Source organism: Planktothricoides sp. SR001, assembly GCF_001276715.1.
Taxonomy (GTDB): Bacteria; Cyanobacteriota; Cyanobacteriia; order Cyanobacteriales; family Laspinemataceae; genus Planktothricoides; species Planktothricoides raciborskii.
Genome location: NZ_LIUQ01000034.1, coordinates 32,098 through 53,445, shown reverse-complemented (window position 1 = coordinate 53,445; position 21,348 = coordinate 32,098). Strand labels below are relative to the sequence as shown.

Genomic DNA, 21,348 nt, shown 5'->3' with positions numbered 1-21,348 from the left:
TTCCTGTGACCCTTTAGGTTTAAAGTGAGGATGAAAGCCAATGTACCTTAGAACCAAATTGTAGGGGCAAAGCATTCGCGTAACAATCTTGAGGATTATCCAATAAAATTTCAGCGCGGTAAGCTTTCGCCATGCCGTAGGCTATATGCTTTGCCCTGACAAAGATATTGCGACCGATAAAAGGAGGAGTAATTTTGCGAGAAATTTTAATCAGCCTAGGCGTGATGTTGGCCTGCTTTTTGGTACTGGCGATCTCCCAACTGACCAATAAAGGTCAAGAGGCGATCGCAGGGGAACTGAAGACTGAACAATCCCCAAACCCGGTGACAGAAGTCACGAGCATTGCTTCTCGTCCCCAAAAAACCAGTTTACAAGCGCTGATTGACAGCGCGGATCCCAATCAGTCGAAAAAACAAACCTTAATAGCCAGCGCTAACACAACAGAAATGGATAGTTCAAAAAACGTGATTACCACTGACTCTGGCCTCAAGTATATTGATATTGAACCGGGAACTGGTGCGACTCCCCAACGGGGTAACACCGTGGTAGTTCACTACACCGGCACCCTCGAAGATGGCACCAAGTTTGACAGTTCACGCGATCGCGGTCAGCCTTTCCAGTTCAAAATTGGTATCGGTCAAGTGATCAAAGGCTGGGATGAAGGTGTTGGCAGTATGAAAGTTGGCGGTCGTCGTCAACTGATTATTCCCGCAGACTTAGGATATGGGGCGCGTGGCGCCGGTGGAGTGATTCCGCCCAATGCCACTTTAATTTTTGATGTAGAATTAATCAGAATTGCTAACTAAGCCTGCCCCCGCCTCTGCGGGGGTTTGAGATTATCGCTATTTGAGATTATCGCTCTTTGCTAGTCATTGTGTGAAACAAACCCGGTTTCTTGAGGAGGCCGGTTTTTTTGCGCTAAACATAACTGGTTCACTGGTGATTTGTGATAATAATGATTGACAACGGCACTGCCCTGCTGGGAATTGTAGAGCTTCCCCCCGGCCTAACCGATGGCGGTCTGCACGGGCGCAGGCGCAGTGAATCCCCGTCCAGACCCCGCCATGAGGTGCGATCGGTTGCCTTCAGTAACGGCTATTTAGTCAATGGCGAGGAGCAAGGAACTGTTAACATCTGGAAAAAACCGTATAAATCAGCATTCAAGGTCGTTTTTAGGGGCGAAGCATTCGGGCTAAAAATCTCTGGGTAAAAACCGACCATTAATTCCCCGAATGCTTGTCCTTACTCGGTAGCTTTTTCAACTTATTCAGGTCTAAAGAGCAACGATATCATTTCCGCGAATGCGGTCATAAAGTAGGTCATAAAGTAAAATAAATTATGTACCTTAACCTAATGAACAACGCTATAGTTAATTTCCGGTAAATTTATGATAAAAAACCTTAAATTAATTCGCTTTATTACGAGATTATTTATCTTAGAAATTTTAGTTATATCAAACAATATTGCCCAGTCTCAAGAGTCAATTAATTTGAGTATAAATGAGCATTTATATAGCCAAAATCAGGTGATTAACGCTTATGAAAAATTTACCCAAAGATGTCTTTCTAGGGAAACCCTAGCAGCCGATGAGCAGCATACCATTGAAGTTCTATTAACGAAAATGGAAACCCAAGATTGTGCAGAAGCATCGGCAAAATTATTTATGTTAACCACCCTTGACATATCGGGATCTGAGATTAAAAATATCCAACCTTTAGGTGATTTAAGCAATCTCACCGAGTTGTATTTGGGGAATAATCAAATCAGCGATATCGAACCGTTGGCGAATTTAACCAATCTCTCCTGGTTGTCCTTGGATATCAATCAAATCAGCGATATCGAACCGTTGGCGAATTTAACCAATCTCTCCTTATTAGCTTTGGCGAATAATCAAATCAGCGATATCGAACCGTTGGCGAATTTAACCAATCTTTCCTGGTTGTCCTTGCAGATAAATCAAATCAGTAATCTTGAGCCTTTGGCCAATTTAACCAATCTCTATGAGTTGTATTTGTCAACTAATCAAATCAGTAATTTAGAACCGTTGGCCAATTTAACCGAACTCACCGAGTTGCAATTAGATGATAATCAAATCAGTAATCTTGAACCGTTGGCCAATTTAACCAATATTTCCTGGTTGACCTTGGGAAATAACCCTTTAACAAGCTGTGCTGCCTCTTTACCGGAAATAATTCGCTCGGCTTGTGAATCTGCGCGTTAATATTTTTGTGACTTTCAAGTCGAAACGCGATCGCATCAATCCACAGTTTTTCCTCTGTCTTTTCCTATCTGTTTTTAATCACTATGACTCATAAACCCATCTATCTTGACTGTCACTCCACGACTCCGGTAGACGATCGCGTCGTTCAGGCGATGTTGCCATATTTTACCGAACATTTTGGCAATGCGGCTAGTAATAATCATCAATATGGTTGGGAGTCAGAAGCAGCGGTAAAACAAGCGCGAGAAACTATCGCGAAAGCTATCAAAGCTGCCCCAGAGGAAATTATTTTTACCAGTGGGGCAACGGAATCTAATAATTTGGCCATTAAAGGGGTGGCTGAGGCATATTTTCAGAAAGGCAAACATATTATTACGGTGCAAACCGAACATAATGCGGTACTCGACCCTTGTAAGTATCTGGAAACCCTGGGATTTAAAGTTACTTATTTGCCCGTGAAACCCGATGGATTAATTGATTTAGGAGAACTTGAAGCGGCTTTTCGCCCGGATACTATTCTCGTATCTGTGATGGCGGCTAATAATGAAATTGGGGTGTTACAACCGTTAGCAAAAATTGGGGAAATGTGTGGATCGCGAGATGTTTTATTTCATACGGATGCAGCCCAAGCCATTGGCAAAATTCCCCTGGATGTGCAGAACATGAATATCCATTTAATGTCCTTAACTGCCCATAAAGTTTATGGGCCAAAAGGCATTGGGGCGCTGTATGTCCGTCGCCGGAATCCGAGGGTGAAATTAGCGCCACAATTGCACGGTGGCGGACATGAACGGGGTCTGAGATCGGGTACTTTAAATACGCCGCAAATTGTCGGATTTGCTAAAGCGGTGGAGTTGGGAATTGGGGAAATGAAATCGGAAAGCAAACGGTTAGTTAAATTGCGCGATCGCCTCTGGGCTAAATTATCAACTTTGGATGGAGTTTGTCTGAATGGACATCCCACAGAACGACTTCCGGGCAATCTAAATATTAGTGTGGAAGGGGTTGATGGGGCAGCCTTATTGTTGGGGTTGCAACCTGTAGTGGCAGTGTCTTCCGGTTCCGCTTGTACTTCCGCAAAAGTTGCCCCATCTCATGTGTTAAAAGCCCTGGGACATTCTGAATCATTAGCTTATGCTTCGATCCGATTTGGCATTGGTCGGTTTAATACCCCGGAAGAAATCGATCGCGTGGCTGAAGCGGCGATCGCCACTATTACCGCTTTACGCAAAGTCCTATTCAGAAACAAATAAATCAGGGACGATCAAAGCTTCATCGGATAACTTTGATGCTCTTTGTCCCTCCGTTCGCGCTTGCCAACAGATTAAATCAATGGGAGTTTTCAGCAAATCCACCAGGGTATTTTTTCCCAATAAGGTTTTCCCGGTAGCGATCGGCAATTCTTTTAATAACCACCGACTCAGACGATAAATCGATTCACGGGGAGTCAGTTCACGCATTAACTCAACCCCGTGAATTTCGTGCAAGTAACGATTAGATTCTCCGTACCGCCGCCACTGACTTTTTAGTTGGCGCAACGTTGAACGGTGACGATGTTCAACTAAAGCTAAGGGGGCAAATTTTATCTGCCAATTAGTTCCTCTTAAAATCCGCCAACAAATATCGGCATCTCCCCCAGTAGTGAGGTAAGGCCGAAATAAGCCGATTTCTGAAAATATCCAACGGCGAATGGCTAAATTTGCGGTTTGTCCATAAGGACAAAAGGAATGATCTAGGGTATGTTTTTGGGATAAAGTTTCTTGGATATCGGCGTATTTTTCCAGGAGAGTTTTGCCGGATAAGGCAACAATTTCTCCGGCGACAATTCCCACGTTTTCGGCAATAAATGGTTGAATTAAATTAGCCAGCCAGTCAGGTTTTGGCCGACAGTCGGCATCGGTAAAGGCGATGATTTGGCCTGTAGCTGCTTGAATGCCTGTATTCCGGGCAGCATAGGAACTTTGGATGTGATTTTGATTTAAGGCATAAAGCTTAATTGACGATGGATCTGCTTGGCAGGATGCGGCGGCAGTTGCCAAAATTTCCCCGGTGCGATCGCGGCTATTATTATCAACGAGTAAGTATTCTACTTGTTGCCTGGGATAAGTTTGCCGCCGCAGACACTCTAATAAATCCGGTAAATCTTTTTCCCCATTATAAATTGGCACAACGACGGAAACTGGAGGAAAAAAATGGGAATTTTCGGAGGCTTGAATCACAGTTTCAGTCATAAAAAATTTTTTATGTATATTTTAGTATATTTTAGTATATATTTTAGTATATTTTAGGATATTTTATTTATCGGTTGGCGATATCTGGGGTGACAGATCAAACGGTCTAATCGCTCTTAGCATTCAGCCTTAAGGGATGAGCCGTCAGCTAAACACTGAAAGCTCAAAGCTAAAAGCTGAAAGCTGAAAGCGAATGGTACTTATGGTAATTAACGAATCACCAGACTGAGAAAGACTAGCAGCGCATTGATCAAATAAAAGATGCCGACTACTTGAATTTCTGACCAACCACTGAGTTCTAAATGATGGTGAATCGGAGCCATTTTCAAGAGACGTTTACCCACTCCATCGGGGCCTTTTGTGGCTTTATAATAGCCAACTTGGGCGATCACTGAGAGGGCTTCGACAAAGAAAATGCCGCTAATTAAAAATAAAGACCAAAGGGTATTACTGAGCAGTGCCACCCCTGCCAAGGCGCCGCCGAGGGCAAGAGAACCTGTGTCACCCATAAATACTTGGGCTGGGTTGCGGTTGTATAGCAAGAAACCCAGGCAACTGCCACTCATGGCGGCACAAAAGACCATTAAATCAGGAAAATTGGGTGCGACCACTACCCCCAAACCAAAGAAGGCGATCGCCCCAGTTCCGGCCATTAGTCCATCCAACCCATCGGTCAAGTTAGTGGAATTACTTTCAGCGGCTAGGACAAATGCGGCCAAAGGCCAAAATAACCAACCTAAGCGCAGAACTTGGCCAAAAGGCAGGGCGATATTGGTCAGACTGGCTGGTTGAGTTACCGCCAACCATAAACAAAACATTACCGCTAAGGCAATTTGTAATCCCAGTTTCATCCGGGGGGAAATACCTTTGTTGGACTTTTTCAGCAGAATTTGCCAGTCATCCAACCAGCCGATCGCCCCATAACCCAAGGTTAAGACTGCCACGCCCAGGACGAGGGGAGAAAACCCTGACAACACCACGGCAACCAGTGCGCCGACGGGAATAAAAAACACGCCTCCCATGGTCGGCGTGCCACCTTTTTTTAAATGTGTTTGTGGGCCATCTTCACGAATCACTTGCCCAGCTTTGAGTTGGCGCAGTAATGGCACAACCCAATAGCCTAAAACTGCGGTCAACAAAGCACTAACCAGGAGGGGTAAGGTGAGAGAGAATTGCAGATTCGAAGGTATTCTACCCCCAGTTCTATCTAATATCAGGGCAGCGATACTCAAACTTAGGGTCAGTATCAGGAACAAATAGGTTCCAGAGAGTCCCAGTGATTTAATGGATAAGAATTTAGCGTTCACAGGTTTTGAAGTCACTCCTCACAATTTCATCGGTATATGGCGATCGCATCGGTCAAAGAAATAACCGATAAACCAGCTATAGGGCGATCGCACCGAAAGCGATTAACACGAGAGCGATTAGCTGAAAGCTAATCCTCTTCAGCTAATGACAAATGAAAGCTCAAAGGCAAAAGCTGACGGCGAATCGTTGATGATGGCTTAATCATCATCTACCAGGAGGTCATCATCGTCATCATCATCGTATTTACCGTCATTTTCAATCAGTTCAGCAATTTCTTCTTCGGAGTCGAGCAGTAGCTCATCATTGTCGTTGGTTCTATCAAGCATTCGACCACTTCTTTCCAGCCATTCTAGGATGGAAGTTTCATACTGCAAAGGAATGACATCCGCGATTTCATAGCGCGGTTTTTCAGTCAGAGAAGGGTTACGGATTTCAGATAGCTCAGACATCTTAAGGCCTAATACTAATAACTAAAGGGGTGAATTGGAGACAACCATCAGCCCTTGGGAGGCAGTGGGAGTTGTCTATGGTAAATCCCGATAGGGATTTCAACTATCATGGATTATGATAGCGGAGATTGCCAAAACAATCCGACTTTCACCCATTCAGTTATTCCCATGAAAACAAATGGTACAGGTTAATTTAGAGATGCTGATGAGTCGCAAACGAGCCTTGTTAGAGGCGATCGCCGATAAAAATCGGGGTTTACAAGCGACGACCGCTCAAAAAGAAGCCATCCAAACGGCGATTTCCCAGTTAGAGTTAAGCAATCCCCACCCCCGACCTGTGCAACGACTGGATCTTCTTGACGGGGATTGGCGACTGGTTTACACCACCAGTCGGGAACTGTTAAATATTGACCGTTTGCCTTTAGCCAAATTGGGCAATATTTATCAATGTGTCCGCAGCAAAGAGGCCAAAATTTACAATATTGCCGAACTCGATGGCTTGCCCTACCTAGCGGCGATCGTCTGTGTCAGCGCTCGATTTACGCCGGAATCTTCCACGCGGGTTCAGGTCAAATTTGAACGCAACATTACTGGGTTTCAGGGTTTGATTGGTTATCAGTCACCGGCGCAATTAATTGACGAGATCGCCGCTGGTCAAAGCTATAAATATAAAGCCATTGATTTTCAGATTAATTCTACCCGTCAAGGTTGGGTGGAAATCACCTATTTAGATCGAGACCTCCGCATCGGACGGGGGAACGAGGGAAATGTCTTTGTTTTAACCAAAGTTTAACCGATTAATTTTTTCTGGTCGTTAACAGCCTTGAAGGTGACGGCAGTCATGCCCAACCTAATTAGGCAAATTTTAGCCATCAAGTTAGCCATCAAACCGATACTGGTGGGGCGATCGCTCGATTGCCCCACGCAGATATAGAGACAGGTTTTGGGGTAAGTCAAGACTGCCGCGAGGGTTCATTACGGTTCTGCAATATTTTTGATCGTCAGTTTACCAATTCTTGATTACGGATCATATATAAAGATAAGCTAATCAGCCTGAAAATAAAATTTGTAATTCTTATCTTTTCGGCCAAGTTTTCCCCAAAGATTCCACATGAGTTTCCACAACATAACCACAGTTTTCCACAGATTAAACAAGCTTTTCCACAGGCCACCGCGAGAAAGTTTCAGATTGCCGTTGAGTTGGGGATTTCTGTTTCCTTGACCTCACCACGAAAAATCAGGCGAAATTTATGAAGTTATGTAACAAAAATTGCCTGATAACCCTGATTCTCTCGTTGGGCAGTCCGGGGAAAACGTCAAGTTGTAACAGTTTGTATCATTGACAATTCCACCCCCCGATCGCAGACAATGTATCCACTGACCCCAAAAATTATCTCTGGAATCACCCGTCTACCTAGAACCATAAAAAGTAATGTTTGTCAACTGACAAGCCGCTACTCTCCAGCATCAATGATGCAGTTGATGCAGTGAATGGTGAACAAGAACGGGCTCAACCACTGACACTTGACCACCAAAATCGGAAGGAAAAGAGATGAAAACTCCATGCGTTAGCATCCTGGCAGAAATTCCAGAAACATTACACGAATCCCTAACTGGATACTTAGAAACACATCCTGATTGGGATCAAGACCGGCTGTTTGCCGCTGCTTTGTCGCTATTTTTACTGCAAAATAGCCACAGTGGAACCCCTGAAGCATCGCGCTGCTACCACAATGCCGCCAGAGTTTATCTGGAAACTTTGTTTGAACATCAAACTTAAAGATTATTTTTGTTTTGAGCACCGAGGACGCGCAGGTTTTCATCTAAAATCGATGATCTGATGATCTAAAAAGATCCTTAAACAGATCCTTAAAGATAAAAATTAACTGCTCATCCTTATTAACTGCTCATCAAAGATGAATTCCACCGATTTAGCCAATCCATCTACTACCCTTGATACCTTAATCGTCGGTGCAGGGATTACGGGTCTTAGTCTCGCCCAAGCACTTCAGCAAGACCGCAAGCGCGGTCGCCAATCAGGGCAGATTTTATTGACAGAAAGTCAAGAAAGGGTAGGGGGGCGCATTGTTACACAATCGCAAGACGGATTTCTCTGGGAAGAAGGTCCCAATAGTTGCTTACCAACCCCTGAGTTTCTCAAGTTGGCGGTGGATGTGGGATTAAAAGATGAGTTGGTGCTGGCTGACCGTCGTCTTCCTCGGTATGTTTATTTACAGGGAGAGTTAATCCCAGTGCCGATGAGTCCGCCAGCATTTTTTCAGACGAAGTTACTCAGCGATTGGGGTAAGTTACGCGCGATCGCCGGGGCTTTGGGTTTTGTGCCTCCCGCTATCGGTGCCACCCTATCCGCCCAAGGGGATGAAGAAACCGTAGCCCAGTTCTTTGGTCGTCACCTGGGGCAGGAAGTCTTGGAACGTCTGGTACAGCCCTTTGTGTCTGGAGTCTATGCGGGAGATCCCAATCAACTCAGTGCCAGCGCCGCTTTTGGGAAAGTCACTAAAATGGCCGATATCGGCGGTGGACTGGCGGCTGGGGCGATTTTATCTTTAGCGAAAAATGGGAGAGCGAAAAAGACGGTGGATCCGAGTCTGCCCAAAGTCCAGCGCGGGGAATTAGCTTCATTTCGTCAAGGTCTGGAAGCTTTACCCAAGGCGATCGCGGCTCAATTGGGCGATGTAGTCAAGTTAGGCTGGCATTTAATCCAAATTAAACCCACAGAACACCAAACTTATCTGGCCGAATTTTCCACCCCCCAAGGTCCAGCCAGAATTGAAACTCGCAGTATGGTTCTGACCACCCCCAGCTATGTCTCCGCTGACTTGTTAGCCAATCTTTGCCCAGTGGCGAGTCAAGGGTTAGCCAAAATTCCTTATCCAGCGGTCGCTTGCGTGGTCTTAGGCTATCCTGAAAGCGCCTTTAAAACCAGTGTATCATCGGGTTTTGGCAACTTAATCCCCAGAGGTCAAGGAATACGCACCTTGGGTACGATCTGGTCTTCGAGTTTATTTCCCAATCGCGCTCCCGCTGGATGGCGCTTATTGCTTAATTTTATCGGTGGCACCACGGATCTGGCGATCGCTCAGTTAAGCCAAGAAGAAATCGTCCAAATCGTACACAGAGATCTGCAAAAAACCCTGCTCAAACAGGACATCCCACCGAAAGTCCTGGCGGTGCATTTATGGAAGCGGGCAATTCCCCAATATCCCCTCGGCCATCATCAAAACCTGGCACAAATTCATCACTCTTTGCAACAACGGCCTGGATTATTTTTATGTGGCAACTATACGGATGGGGTTGCCGTAGGCGACTGTATTCGCCGTGGCCAAGAATGTGCCGCTGACGTGGTGAAATATTTAGATCAAGGCTAATTAATTTCGCCTGCTTTCACCGCTTTCACCGAATAAAAATCATAGGGAATGAATTTAAATTCATTCCCTATGCACATTTTTATCAATGTTCAATGTTCAATGTTCAATGTTCAATGTTCACTAGACCTCTTACAAAATACCTGTTTCGATTCCCCCAACCCCCTGATCGAGGGCTACTCTGCCTTTTATAATTTTGCCATAATTGTCTATGACTATCTATTGTATTGAACAAAAGATATTGACTAAAAGATATTAGGCAAAAGATATTAGGCAAAAGATATTGGGCAAAAGATATTAGGCAAAAGATATTAGGCAAAAGATATTAGGCAAAAGATATTAGGCAAAAGATATTGGGCAAAAGATATTAGGCAAAAGATATTAGGCAAAAGATATTAGGCAAAAGATTGTTAATTATGGTTAAAATTTCTATGGCCAGAAAAATTCATTGTGTGTCTCGAGTTTTTTTCAATGTTTAATTTTAAAACTTGAGTAAGTTTCCCTGGTTTTTCGCCTAATTCCCTTGCATTTCTAATTAAGCTTGTTCCTCGCCCAATTCGTCTGGGATAAATTTATAGCCCACCCCCCGGACTGTTTTAATCCGGGAACCATTCGGGTCAACCTTGCGCCGAATTTGGCCAATATGAACGTCCACAACCCGTTGATCTCCTACATAGTCATATTGCCAGACTTTTTGCAGCAGTTCACTGCGTCGCCAAACCCGATTGGGATGACTGGCGAGAAAATGCAGTAAATCAAACTCTAGGGCTGTAAAAGACACTAATTTCTCCCTAAGGGCGACTTCCCGCTTGACGGGATTAATCTTTAATTCACCAAATTCTAAGTTTTGGGAAATCGATGAGGATGTTTCTATTCGCGGACGCTTCAAAATCGCTTTGACTCTGGCTCCTAATTCCACCAAACTAAAAGGCTTGGTGATGTAATCGTCAGCACCGAGGGAAAACCCTTTGATTTTATCCGCTTCATCTCCTCGACTGGTTAACATCAAGACAAAGACATTGGTGCGACTTTGCATTTCTTTACAAAGTTCATAGCCAGTGGTGTCTGGCAAATTGACATCCAGAATGACTAAATCTGGATTCAATAACTCAAACTTAGCGATCGCGGTGTTACCATCTTCGGCGGATTCCATCTGATACTCTTTACTTAAAAAGCGATGGATTAAATTCCGGATGGCGGGTTCATCATCAACAACAAGAATTTTGGCAGGTGTGTTGGCAGAAGCCATGGCTACAACGATTACTCTTTTTACTGGGGGAGATATAATCAGTCAGCTTAACACCAGAATCCATATCATACATGGCGCTGGGTCAGTAACGGGGGTTGGCTTTTCAGCGTGAGGCTGATCGCAATCCGATTTCATATACTTAAGTATTGTACAAACTAAGTTGACAACTTAGAGGTTAAGGCCAAAGTCGAAAATATTTTATAAGATATCGGTAAATATATTTTACAATACAATACATCCGTGCCTTTTGCCTCCATATAGACCAGGATATCCGAGGTTGAGGCTCGAACAGTTACGGAAGGTTCACCAATCACGAGAATTCTGTGGAGCAACTTGTGCGGCTCTGAATCGGTAGATTGATCTTAATAATTTATAACATTTGTGTTGATATTTAATATTTCTCCAGGGAAAAAGTAGTTCGGATGGCCACAGAGATCGATGATCCGGTGAATTAACTGCCAAAAATCCTAGGGTGTCCGTCATGCCCCACCATCGATCCAGCGGTGGGGTGCCTGTTTGCTGCACGACATACTGACTGAACGTTTGAGCAGAATTCAGCCCCGGTAACGCACCAAGGGTGATCCGTAGAGCAAAGTCGATGATTACCGAAAGCTGTCTAGGGTTAATGCTGGCGGGGGGATCAACACGATCCGTCTGCGGATGCGATCGCTTGATTTGTCTCAGGATTATTCAGGGGTGAAAATTTGACTCTGGGGATGAATCAAGAAACATATTCAGTTCCGAAAAGTCTGATAATTATTATTTAGCAAGAGTCGAAGAATCAAATCATGTTTCTTGTACTAAGAATCCCCTGTTGACGGCAGTAACAACTCCGATAAATAATGACTTGGGTGAGGAATATCCGAATTATGGAACCGCCAGAAACGCCATAGTTTTTCCGATAATCCCATGATTAAATTGGTAAGATAAGTAAAGCAAAACGTATAATTTTGGGAGATTAAACGGATGCCAAAAAATTGGAAAAGCTTAAGTCTAAGTGCGGTGATGCTGACGATCGCGTGGGGTTTTCCCGGTTTGGCAGTGGAGAATTCCCTCGGAAGGGCGGCTTCTTTAGATGAGGCGATCGCCCAAGAAAATTCTACTCCAGAAACCCCCACTGTCACGGAAGAAAATAATTCAGCAGAGACATCAGATGCCACCACAGTGGCTGAAATTTGTGTGCCACAGACCGAGATTAATCAGCCAGAATTACTCCGTGAGGGCGGTGAAAATGTTTCCGCCTGGATCAGTCAAGGTCAATATTTACTGACGATCAAACAATATCCCCAAGCCCTCACCGCTTATGCCCGGGCGATCGCCCTCGATCGGAATAACTCGGATGCTTGGATTGGCTGTGGTAGGGTTTTACAAGAGATGCAACAGTACGACCAGGCGATCGCGGCGGTGAATCAAGCCTTGAACATTAATGGCAATTCTTCTATGGCTTTATTTACACGGGGGTTAATTTATAAACAAGCGGAAAGATATGAAGAGTCTTTAGCGGATTTCCAGAAGGCATTGGAAATCAATCAAAATTGGGGGCAATTTAATCAAGCCAATGTCGCTATTAACCTCGGTTCAGTGCTTTGGTCTTTGGACAAGCGGGATGAGGCGATCGCCGCTTTTGAACAAGCCACAAAACTTAACGATCAATTTGCCCTGGCTTGGTTTAATCTGGCTACGGCATTTTTGCAACAAGGCAACAGTTTCTTGCAAGCAGAAAACCCGGAAGGGGCGAAAACTAATTTAGAAAAAGCCGTTGAAGCTTACGATCGTGCCTTAGCCAGTCAGGGGGAATGGGGAATCAACACAGGACCTGCTAGTGCTTGGTATAACCGAGGGGTCGCCTTAGAATTACTAGAAAAGTACGAAGAGGCGATGCAATCTTACGATCAAGCCTTAAGAATTACTCCTAACCATACGAAAGCGAGACAAAGACTTGCGGCCTTACGCAATCGTTAAACCCCAGATTGCTTGATTCTTGATCGAGTCACGGTTCAAGTGACGGTTCAAGTCACGGTTCAAGTTAGGGACAGCTTTCAAGCCAGCGCCGATCAAAGCGCCGATCAAAGAGGAGAGAGAATCGAGACTTAGCCGTCAACATTCATCTCCTCTGCAAAAGCGCTTTTTCTGACGCTTTTTCTGAGATATTCAGGGCAACCACTGAGGGCGAATCCCCACAAAAGGTAAGAGTTGGGGTTCAATTTGTGGCACATCTTCTTTGATTAAAGCATTAATATCTAAAGGGATGAGCCACAAACGACTATTGCTCTGGGTTGGATCTGCCGATGTGGGAGCCGAACTCCGATTTTGGCTTTCTTGATCAAACAACAAACCGAGGCCATCGGGAGACAAACTCATTTGTATATTGCGCTGATTGGGTAGCAACACTAAGGGTGTGAGTTTTTTAGTTTCAATATTTAGGGCGGCAATTAATGGTTCTTCCCGATATTCTTCTTCTTCTTCGATTAGCTTAGTGATCAGGCAATAGAGAATTTGATTGGTGGGGTCAAATTTAGCATCTAAAATAGAGCCTTCGGTGCGGAAAAGTTCTGTTTCTACCCCTTGGTTTGTGAAGAAAAATAGCGATCTTGTCGATTTTTTGGGATCTCGGTTAAAAGTTCCCATTGCTGCCGCTGTACCATCGCGAGTAAAATCAAATAACATTTCAAACTTGGGGATAAAATCTAACGGCTCACTGTTTGGCTCTAAGGGTAAAATTGCCACTCCTTGACCCTGTAAAATTGCCACGGTTTTGCTATCTGGGGTGAATAAAAAATTGCCTCCGGGCTGATTCCCTAATGGCTGTGGTTTTCTTCCTTCTCGAATGATCCACAGACCCGAATCAGATGGATTTTGCAGGTTAATCCGATTGACTAGAATCGTTTTGCCATCGGCTGACAACTCAAACCGGAGATTTTGATACTGATCGCTATCTAAGATTTGTTCCGGTTTGAGCAGTTCAATACTGTTAGGGGGGGTAGTTGAATCGTTTTGACTAGAACACTCTAGGGAAATGCCTGTTTTTACCTGATAGATACTGGCATTTGATCGAGCATTTCCGCCCTCTGATCGAGGAAGGGCGGAAAATAAAATGCGATCGCCCTGGGGATAGATTTTATAATCCATCACTACCAGGTCTTTGGGGGTTAAAATTCTGGTTTCTTGTTTGGTTAGGTTATAAAGAACTAATTGGCCTTGTTCTTCTGGACTTGCTCCCAAATAGACAAAAGCGCGATCGCGACTACAAAAAGTACCAATAAACGGTTCACTTAACGACTCAATGTCCCCTGGTTTGGCAAATAAATCCCTGGCTGCTTGGAGTTGTAATTTAAAGTTTTGACCATAAGGAATTGGTTGGGTTAAAGTATAAGCCATTCTTCTCCCCGCCCAGCTAATTTTTCCGGTTAACAAGGGGTCAATTCGCAAATTTTCTTCAACACTGCCATGATTCATCGGACGGCTAAATGTCAAAATAAATGCTCGGTCATCACTACCAACTTGTTGCTGCTGCCAGCTAAAATGTCTGACCCGTGGGGCTGTCTGGTTGCCAGCGATCAGCAGAGCAATCAGCAAGACCGTTAAAATACCGATCAACACAAATGCAAGGCGATCTAGCGGTTCGCGAAATTTTTGGTAAATCCAATTTAAACTTGAGTTAGAACTTGACATTTACACCAAAGCCTAGTTATCCTAAAATGCTTATTTACTCTAACAGCATAGCATCAATCGAAAAAATATGATTAAAATATGATTAAAATCCGCGCCTGGGTTCAATCAAAATCTGCTTATCAAGAGAATTTGGTAAATTTTTTCAGCCCAGATTAACATAGAGATTTATTTATTTGGTTAGAGCATAAAAATATTACATCTATTGGATAAATTATTTTAGCAAATGAAAAATATTAATTTAGTACAACTGGTTAAATCGATGCCGATATTGAATCCCGGAAAATTTATAGGCAAGCGATCATCAAGCAATTTTAAACTACCCCCCCAATTAACTGCGATCGTCTCCTTAATTTGCGTTTTGCCATTCTTAATGAATCTCTTGGGGGTAGATTTTGCCTCATCTCAATATGCCTTAGATTTTGCGGCAGCAGCTAATCTCGATCCTCGTATTCTTGACGATCAACTCCATCAGACTTTAGCCGGAAGTTTTACCCATACCATCCTAGAGTGGAGTGCATTTTGTGCAGCGATATTCACCACAATTTTAGCATTTGCCCACTTTACGATTAAGCGCGAGACAACCACTCTGGTCATTGGTATAGCCCTATTATGTGCCGGAATCATGGATGCTTTTCATACATTAGCGGCAGATCGGTTAATTAGTGCGGCTGCGGATAATCATAACCTAATTCCCTTTACTTGGGCAATTTGCCGAATGTTCAACGCTTTACTCACTATCATTGGGGTGAGTATTTTTCTGTTTTTTAAGTCAGAAAAGTGGCAGGGGAATATCACCGTAGTCATTATCACTAGCTTAATTTTTGGTTTAATCGCCTATCAGATGATTAAAATTAGTGCTACCAGTCATACTCTGCCGGAAACGATATTTCCTGATTCCTTGATTACTAGACCTTGGGATGTGGCTCCTTTAATAACGTTTATTTTAGCCGGTTTACTGGTTTACCCAAAGTTTTACCAAAGGTATCCCAGTGTTTTTGCTCATTCTTTGAGCGTTAGTACCATTCCTAATGCCGCCACTCAAATACACATGGCTTTTGGTTCAAAGGCTTTGTTTGATAATGATTTTAATATTGGTCACTTTTTAAAGATTATTGCTTACCTAGTTCCCTTAGCCGGATTAATCATCGATTATATAAAAACCCATCATCAATTAAAGAAAACAAATCAAAAAATCTTAAATGAAATTGATGATCGGAAAAGAGTCGAGGAAAATCTCCGCCGTTCTGAAGAAATGTTAAAAACCAAAAACGAAGATTTAAATCAAGCTTTTGGTGAATTACAATTGGCGCAAATTAAGTTAATTCAAAAAGAAAAAATGGCCAGCCTAGGAAATTTAGTTGGCGGCATTGCCCATGAAATTAACAATCCCATTAATTTTATTTATGGAAATTTATTTCATACCGAAGAATATACCAAATTTTTGCTATAGTTAATTCATTTATATCAAGAAAATTATCCTGAATTAACTCCAAATATTGCCGCCAAATTAGAGCAAATTGAACTAGAATTTATTGAAGAAGACTTACCGCAGCTAATCACTTCTATGAAACATGGCAGCAATCGCATTCGAGAGTTGGTCATTTCTTTGCGAAACTTTTCTCGGCTGGATGAAGCTGAATTAAAAGAGGTGGACTTACACCAAGGAATTGAAAGCACTTTATTAATTTTAAAAAATCGACTGGATAATAAAATCACTGTGATTAAAGAATATGGTGAATTGATGCCAGTGGAATGTTATCCCGCCCAACTCAACCAAGTGTGGTTTAATTTGCTCAATAATGCCATTGATGCATTAAAATCCGATCCCAGTTTAGAACCTAAACAAATTACGATTCGCACCGAAATGAGTTCAGCGGACTTAGTGACGGTAAGAGTTAAAAATAATGGGCCGGTGATTCCCATAGAAATTCAACAGCATATGTTTGATCCTTTTTTCACCACTAAGCCAGTGGGTTCGGGAACCGGATTAGGATTGGCGATCGCTTATCAAGTGATGCAACAGCATCATGGTCAGATTTCTTGTCAGTCCGATCCAGATATCGGCACAGAATTTATGATGACTTTCCCGATTCATTATTCCCAGTCTGACGGAGGCGATCGCCTCTAAACGGAGGATCTGGGTTAATCCGTTGTCCATGTTTCAATTTCTGCGATCGGTAACAACAAAGTAGCTTCGATCTCTTGCCGCAAATCACTGGAAACGTAAGTCGCCCGGTTTAAGCAATCAATCAATAACTGATTGCCATAATAATATTGCTTCAGTAATTGCTCTTGATGATAAGTAAACTGCCAATCATGGCCAAGATCGCGATATTCTGCCATCACCTGTTTTAAGCGATCAGTCCAAGCGAGACGATTTGTTTGCCACCACTTTCTGGCCATTTTTAATCGCTCAGTCCAAGCATGAGGATTAATATCCCAATCTTCCATTGTGCTTTTAATCTGTTCATCGGACTGGGTGAGGTCTTGTCTCAGCTTCGCCAAAGACTTTTCAAATTCAGGATTGATGGCAAAATCAAAAGCTAACACTCGAAGACGCGCTTGAACATAAGCCAAGGTCAAAGCTAAATCACGAGTTAAAGTGGGGGCTAATGCGCGAGCTAAAGTAAGAACTAAAAGATAGTCCAGGTGCAGAAACCGTTCAACCGCTAAATCAAAACCAGGGTCGCACCCTAGAGTGAGCCGAAGGTCAAGGTCAAGGTCACTTCGATTCTGGTTGAGTTGGGGAAATAGCGCTAAATAAAACCCTCGAACTGCGGCAGGTTTAAAACTACTAGGGACAGATAAAGATTTTTGATAAGCCCAGGTCAAAAATGCCTGTAGTTTTTCATCTCTAGCGATGAGGCGATCGATTTTAATTTTCATTAATCGCAGTAGTTCATCGCTATTGGTCATCATCTCATTCGTCAGTAAGAACACTTCTCGCCAAATCGGTTGAGTCACCGAGTTAACCAATCCTAATAAACTTTCAGGATGTTGCGACTTGACAATCGCTCTTGCCGTAAAATACTGTTGAAATGTGGGATGATAAAACGAGTAAATGCCCGGTGTTCTTTCGACCAATAATCCATGTTGAACTTCAATAGATTTTAAAATTGCCTCACTATCTTTGGGTGATGTCTCTAGATTTGTCTCTGGTTCAGTTAACTGGTTCATCGATTCCAGAATATACTGAACTAAATCTGACTTTTGGACAAAGTATTCTCCCCACAAACAAATTCTCAGGGCTATTTTATCTAGTAAATCTTGTTTAGTCTTTAAGGATAAGTGGCGATAGATTTCGTCCCCGGCTAAAGATTTTTCCTCATCCCATTGATTCAAGAGGATTTGCATTCCCTGTTCATACAATTGAATTTGAGTCTCAGGAAACTCTGCGGTCTGTTCAAAAACTAAGCATAAGAGGGTCAGGAGTAGGGGATTCCTGGCTAAGGTTTGAATGGCGGGATTTTCTCGTATTTTCTCGATCAAAAAATCCACATTTATGTCGGTTTTGGCGTGAAACCATTTGCGGATAAAGGTAACAATCTGTTTAATGTCTAAATCGGCAACTTGAATTTGAATGAAATTTTCTAAAACATATTCTGGCAGTGCCATCCGGCAGGCGATCGCAAATTGATTCAAACTAAACTTTTCCGTAAACTCTCTAAGTTGTCTGAGGATTCGCTGCTGAGATGTCTCTGGGACTTCATCAATTCCATCCAATAAAATCATCACTCGCCCACGAGACATCAGTTCTTCTAGAGCCGGAATAAATTCTATTTCTGCCTCGGTATTGGGAGCATAAACCTGGGTAATATATTCTATTAAGCTGAGTCGTTCTTGTACTTGAGCAAACTCTTTCATTGGGATAAAAATCGGCACTAGATGGGAATTAAAATGACCCGCATTACATTGCATTGCTAGATATTTTAAAAATGTACTTTTCCCCGATCCAGGTTTTCCCAATACCATGACTTTGGGATAACGCTCAACGGCTTTTAATCCTAATACTCTCGGTTCAGATATATGCCCTAGTCCGAAGTAATCGAAGTTTTCTAGGGTCAATTTATGGGCACATTCAGCCATGTCTAAAGAGGGTTGGCGCGGATTTTTCTCTAAAATATGAACTTTAGTGTAAAGCTCATGCAAACCGATGGATTTTGAAGAATCTAAAAAATGCGTTTTACCGCATAATTTTGTAATGGTTGTATGGACGATTTTTCTCAATTGTTCAACTAGCTTATTGATGCGATTGCTGTAATTGCTTAGGTCTTCCTCATCTAGTTCGGCAATTTCTTGCCATTTTAAATCAAGGCGTAAGCAAATTTCTTTAAAAATATAGGATTCAATAGATTTACCTTGGAAAAATTTTTCGATAGAATCACGATGATTAAATCCAATTTGAACTGCGAGATTTATTTCGGTAAAATCTTTACGCAAAAAAGATTTTTTTGCTTTTTTATTTCCTTTTTGTGAGGTTTTTAATGTCTGAAATTTCATCATAATTTGGTTCCTATTATTGTTTCGGTCGTGATTTTATTTTTATGCCAATATGATCACTTTAATTTTCCCAAATTGTCAGGGATATCTCTAGCTGGACGTTTTGAATTGATCGCGACTTTAAATTATCGGTCTAGGGAAAATTTCAGAATTGCGCTTAAAAAAACAGACTAAATTATTACCAATCATTTTAATCTGAACCGGAGCCTACATTTTTCATCGCTAAGTTGTCATCTAGGGAGAAGATGCCGTCGGCGATCGCAAGAGCGCAATTTTCTCACTCTATTCAGCATTTTGGCCAAAAATTACAAAAAAAAACAAATCGTTACAAATCGTTATAAATCCGATCTAAATTTTGCCCAATCTCGCGAAATATGGTGAATGCCAACTCTTGCTAAGTCGGAGGGCAGTCGGAGGGGAGTCCGAGGGCAGTCGGAGCAAGGGTGACAAAGAAAAACTTACCAGAGCCCACAAGAAGGCAAATTTTTTTGAGACTTATGTTTGCACTTCTGACAGTCTTAAGCCTCGAATATTCTCACAGGAAAAAGTTTCCTGTCCATGGTTCCGGCGATCGATTAGCTCAATAATCTGACCCGCCCAATTTCTGACAAACCACTGACATAAAGATCCATCATTTTGTGGGTGAGTTGATAAGGGAATAAAGCCTTTATTTCGCCATTTTTCCACGGCTCGATCCATGTCATCAACCCGAATGGCGATATGAGGCACTCCATTGACCCCTCTCTGTTTCAGAAACTGCTGATTTTGATCCTCCGGTGAATTCGGGGCTAGTAAGACGATGATTCCCCCACAGGGAAAGACCGCCGAGAGAAAATACATGGCTAATTCAGGGGGAAAAGGTTCGGCCTCTGCACAAAAATCATCAGGCCATTTTCCCGGCCCTTCGCTGATTTTCGCTCCCCGATCTACCAAAGCATTCCCATAGTTTTTCAGGGAGTCTTGGTCGGAAAACATGAGGACGAAATGGTCTACAATGACGCGATCGCCAAACAGGTCGATTTCAAACGTAGACTGGGCAAAAAAATCTGGATATTTGCACTCAGGTCGATAAGTTAACCGGCCATTATCCTCAATAAAAGGAGATATGAGGATGTTTTCGGACGCTTTATACCCAGATAAGTTTAACTGTGTCGGGCGGTGGTTTGACTGACTATATTGGTCTTTCATGGCTGTCTTTAACTAATTTTTAAAAACTAAATATGGGCAAACAATCGACTTCACTTTAGATTTATGGTTTGATCAAATCACTTTTTATTTTAAAAAAAGTCTATTTTTAAATTTTAAAAATTTAATCAATATCATTAATAGAATTATTAATACAATTATCAATAGAATTATGGTAATAGCGTTAGTTAATTCAGACAGTTTAATCCTTGGAAAAAGCGATCGCTATTTCGGCGCTAATCATACCAATAGGTAAATAATATGTTAACTTTTGTAAAGAATATTAGTTTATACGCTAACTTAAGATCGTAAATTTTGTCAACTTACTTCTTCACAAGCGATGTCTATTCAACCCGGACTACCCCAACCGCCGACGTGCGATCGCGTTGAAGATCGGCGATTACATCTAAAACAACGTTTAGCCGCAGCCCTGCGTCTGTTTGCTCATTATGGATTTGATGAAGGAGTCGCCGGACATATTACAGCCCGTGACCCGGAATTAACGGATCATTTTTGGGTCAACCCATTCGGGATGTATTTTGGTCATATTCGCGTTTCTAATTTATTGCTAGTCAATCACAAAGGTGAGGTAGTTCATGGTAATAAGTTGGTGAATGCGGCGGCATTTGCGATTCACTCGCAAATTCACCAAGCCCGTCCTGATGTAATTGCCGCTGCACATTCCCATTCCCTCTATGGCAAAACTTGGTCAACCTTGGGACGTTTACTCGATCCCCTGACTCAAGATGCTTGTGCTTTCTATCAAGATCATGCCTTGTTTGATGACTATACTGGAGTGGTTCTCGATCTGAAAGAAGGTCAACGTCTGGCAAAAACTTTAGGGGAAAAAAAAGCAATTATTTTAAGAAATCATGGCTTACTGACCGTGGGTCATTCTGTGGATGAAGCGGCTTGGTGGTTTATTACAATGGAGCGTTCTTGTCATGCTCAGTTAATGGCCGAGGCAGTGGGTAAACCTGTCTTGATTTCTCCAGAAGTGGCTCGTTTAACTTTTAGTCAAGTGGGCACTCATTATATGGGCTGGTTTGGCTTTCAGTCCCTCTATGAAAAAATTGTTCGGGAACAGCCGGATTTATTGGATTGATATTTTTTGTTGGTTGTTGATTGTTGGTTGGGGCCGCCATCG

The 21,348-nt window shown here is 42.6% G+C and carries 19 protein-coding genes; 11 read left to right on the top strand and 8 right to left on the bottom strand.

Translation table 11 applies throughout. From position 1 onward, the window contains the following. Nucleotides 1-194: 194 nt before the first annotated feature. The 4 genes from AM228_RS18770 (at nt 195) to AM228_RS18755 (ending at nt 3,474) form a co-directional block, all read left to right on the top strand. Nucleotides 195-806 (top strand): FKBP-type peptidyl-prolyl cis-trans isomerase, encoded by a 612-nt coding sequence (locus AM228_RS18770; protein WP_054468052.1) that lies wholly within the window; start codon nt 195-197, stop codon nt 804-806. A 149-nt stretch (nt 807-955) separates the two neighbouring features. After that, a complete protein-coding gene (locus tag AM228_RS18765; protein ID WP_054468050.1) occupies nt 956-1,210 on the top strand; it encodes a hypothetical protein in 255 nt (84 codons plus the stop codon). Between the two features lie 177 nt (nt 1,211-1,387). Beyond that, nucleotides 1,388-2,221, top strand: coding sequence for a leucine-rich repeat domain-containing protein (locus tag AM228_RS18760; protein ID WP_054468046.1), 834 nt, complete (start codon nt 1,388-1,390; stop codon nt 2,219-2,221). Nucleotides 2,222-2,304: 83 nt separating this feature from the next. Next, nucleotides 2,305-3,474, top strand: a complete 1,170-nt coding sequence (locus AM228_RS18755) for an IscS subfamily cysteine desulfurase (RefSeq protein WP_054468044.1) — start codon at nt 2,305-2,307, stop codon at nt 3,472-3,474. On the opposite strand, the gene AM228_RS18750 is transcribed toward AM228_RS18755, so the two are convergent. From AM228_RS18750 to AM228_RS18740, 3 genes are all read right to left on the bottom strand, one after another. Further along, nucleotides 3,457-4,452 carry a glycosyltransferase family 2 protein gene (locus tag AM228_RS18750; RefSeq protein WP_054468042.1) on the bottom strand — a complete coding sequence of 332 codons (996 nt, stop codon included), beginning with the start codon at nt 4,450-4,452 and terminating at the stop codon, nt 3,457-3,459. The genes AM228_RS18755 and AM228_RS18750 overlap by 18 nt on opposite strands. Before the next feature lie 209 nt (nt 4,453-4,661). After that, nucleotides 4,662-5,759 (bottom strand): phospho-N-acetylmuramoyl-pentapeptide-transferase, encoded by a 1,098-nt coding sequence (gene mraY, locus AM228_RS18745; protein ID WP_054468096.1) that lies wholly within the window; start codon nt 5,757-5,759, stop codon nt 4,662-4,664. A 198-nt stretch (nt 5,760-5,957) separates the two neighbouring features. After that, nucleotides 5,958-6,209, bottom strand: a complete 252-nt coding sequence (locus AM228_RS18740; RefSeq protein ID WP_072160842.1) for a DUF3134 domain-containing protein — start codon at nt 6,207-6,209, stop codon at nt 5,958-5,960. 205 nt (nt 6,210-6,414) lie between these two features. Between AM228_RS18740 and AM228_RS18735 the strand changes: the two genes are divergently transcribed. Next, nucleotides 6,415-7,002, top strand: coding sequence for a PAP/fibrillin family protein (locus AM228_RS18735; protein WP_054468091.1), 588 nt, complete (start codon nt 6,415-6,417; stop codon nt 7,000-7,002). Here the strand turns inward: AM228_RS18735 and AM228_RS33020 are convergent. Further along, nucleotides 6,999-7,166, bottom strand: a complete 168-nt coding sequence (locus AM228_RS33020) for a hypothetical protein (RefSeq protein ID WP_156331892.1) — start codon at nt 7,164-7,166, stop codon at nt 6,999-7,001. The genes AM228_RS18735 and AM228_RS33020 overlap by 4 nt on opposite strands. 595 nt (nt 7,167-7,761) lie before the next feature. Here AM228_RS33020 and AM228_RS18730 point away from each other — a divergent pair. Both AM228_RS18730 and hemG read left to right on the top strand, forming a co-directional pair. Continuing rightward, nucleotides 7,762-7,989, top strand: coding sequence for a DUF2811 domain-containing protein (locus AM228_RS18730; protein WP_054468040.1), 228 nt, complete (start codon nt 7,762-7,764; stop codon nt 7,987-7,989). Nucleotides 7,990-8,125: 136 nt separating this feature from the next. Continuing rightward, nucleotides 8,126-9,598 (top strand): protoporphyrinogen oxidase, encoded by a 1,473-nt coding sequence (hemG, locus tag AM228_RS18725; protein WP_054468037.1) that lies wholly within the window; start codon nt 8,126-8,128, stop codon nt 9,596-9,598. A 532-nt stretch (nt 9,599-10,130) separates the two neighbouring features. On the opposite strand, the gene AM228_RS18720 is transcribed toward hemG, so the two are convergent. Beyond that, a complete protein-coding gene (locus AM228_RS18720) occupies nt 10,131-10,844 on the bottom strand; it encodes a response regulator transcription factor (RefSeq protein WP_054468035.1) in 714 nt (237 codons plus the stop codon). A gap of 966 nt (nt 10,845-11,810) precedes the next feature. On the opposite strand from AM228_RS18720, the gene AM228_RS18715 reads away from it, so the two are divergent. Next, nucleotides 11,811-12,806, top strand: a complete 996-nt coding sequence (locus AM228_RS18715) for a tetratricopeptide repeat protein (protein ID WP_054468033.1) — start codon at nt 11,811-11,813, stop codon at nt 12,804-12,806. A gap of 189 nt (nt 12,807-12,995) precedes the next feature. Here AM228_RS18715 and AM228_RS18710 read toward each other — a convergent pair whose 3' ends face one another. After that, entirely contained in the window at nt 12,996-14,516 is a 1,521-nt protein-coding gene (locus AM228_RS18710) for a hypothetical protein (protein WP_054468031.1), read from the bottom strand. Between the two features lie 223 nt (nt 14,517-14,739). Between AM228_RS18710 and AM228_RS34365 the strand changes: the two genes are divergently transcribed. Both AM228_RS34365 and AM228_RS34360 read left to right on the top strand, forming a co-directional pair. Then, nucleotides 14,740-15,966, top strand: a complete 1,227-nt coding sequence (locus tag AM228_RS34365; protein WP_197285343.1) for an MASE3 domain-containing protein — start codon at nt 14,740-14,742, stop codon at nt 15,964-15,966. Nucleotides 15,967-16,080: 114 nt separating this feature from the next. Continuing rightward, complete coding sequence (locus AM228_RS34360; protein WP_197285342.1) at nt 16,081-16,644, top strand: sensor histidine kinase; 564 nt, start codon at nt 16,081-16,083, stop codon at nt 16,642-16,644. A gap of 14 nt (nt 16,645-16,658) precedes the next feature. On the opposite strand, the gene AM228_RS18700 is transcribed toward AM228_RS34360, so the two are convergent. Next, on the bottom strand, nt 16,659-19,019 hold the full coding sequence (locus AM228_RS18700; RefSeq protein ID WP_082348945.1) for an NACHT domain-containing NTPase: 2,361 nt from the start codon (nt 19,017-19,019) through the stop codon (nt 16,659-16,661). Between the two features lie 492 nt (nt 19,020-19,511). Continuing rightward, complete coding sequence (locus AM228_RS18695; protein ID WP_054468028.1) at nt 19,512-20,204, bottom strand: hypothetical protein; 693 nt, start codon at nt 20,202-20,204, stop codon at nt 19,512-19,514. A gap of 337 nt (nt 20,205-20,541) precedes the next feature. On the opposite strand from AM228_RS18695, the gene AM228_RS18690 reads away from it, so the two are divergent. Continuing rightward, nucleotides 20,542-21,306, top strand: coding sequence for a class II aldolase/adducin family protein (locus AM228_RS18690; protein ID WP_054468026.1), 765 nt, complete (start codon nt 20,542-20,544; stop codon nt 21,304-21,306). Nucleotides 21,307-21,348: the final 42 nt, after the last annotated feature.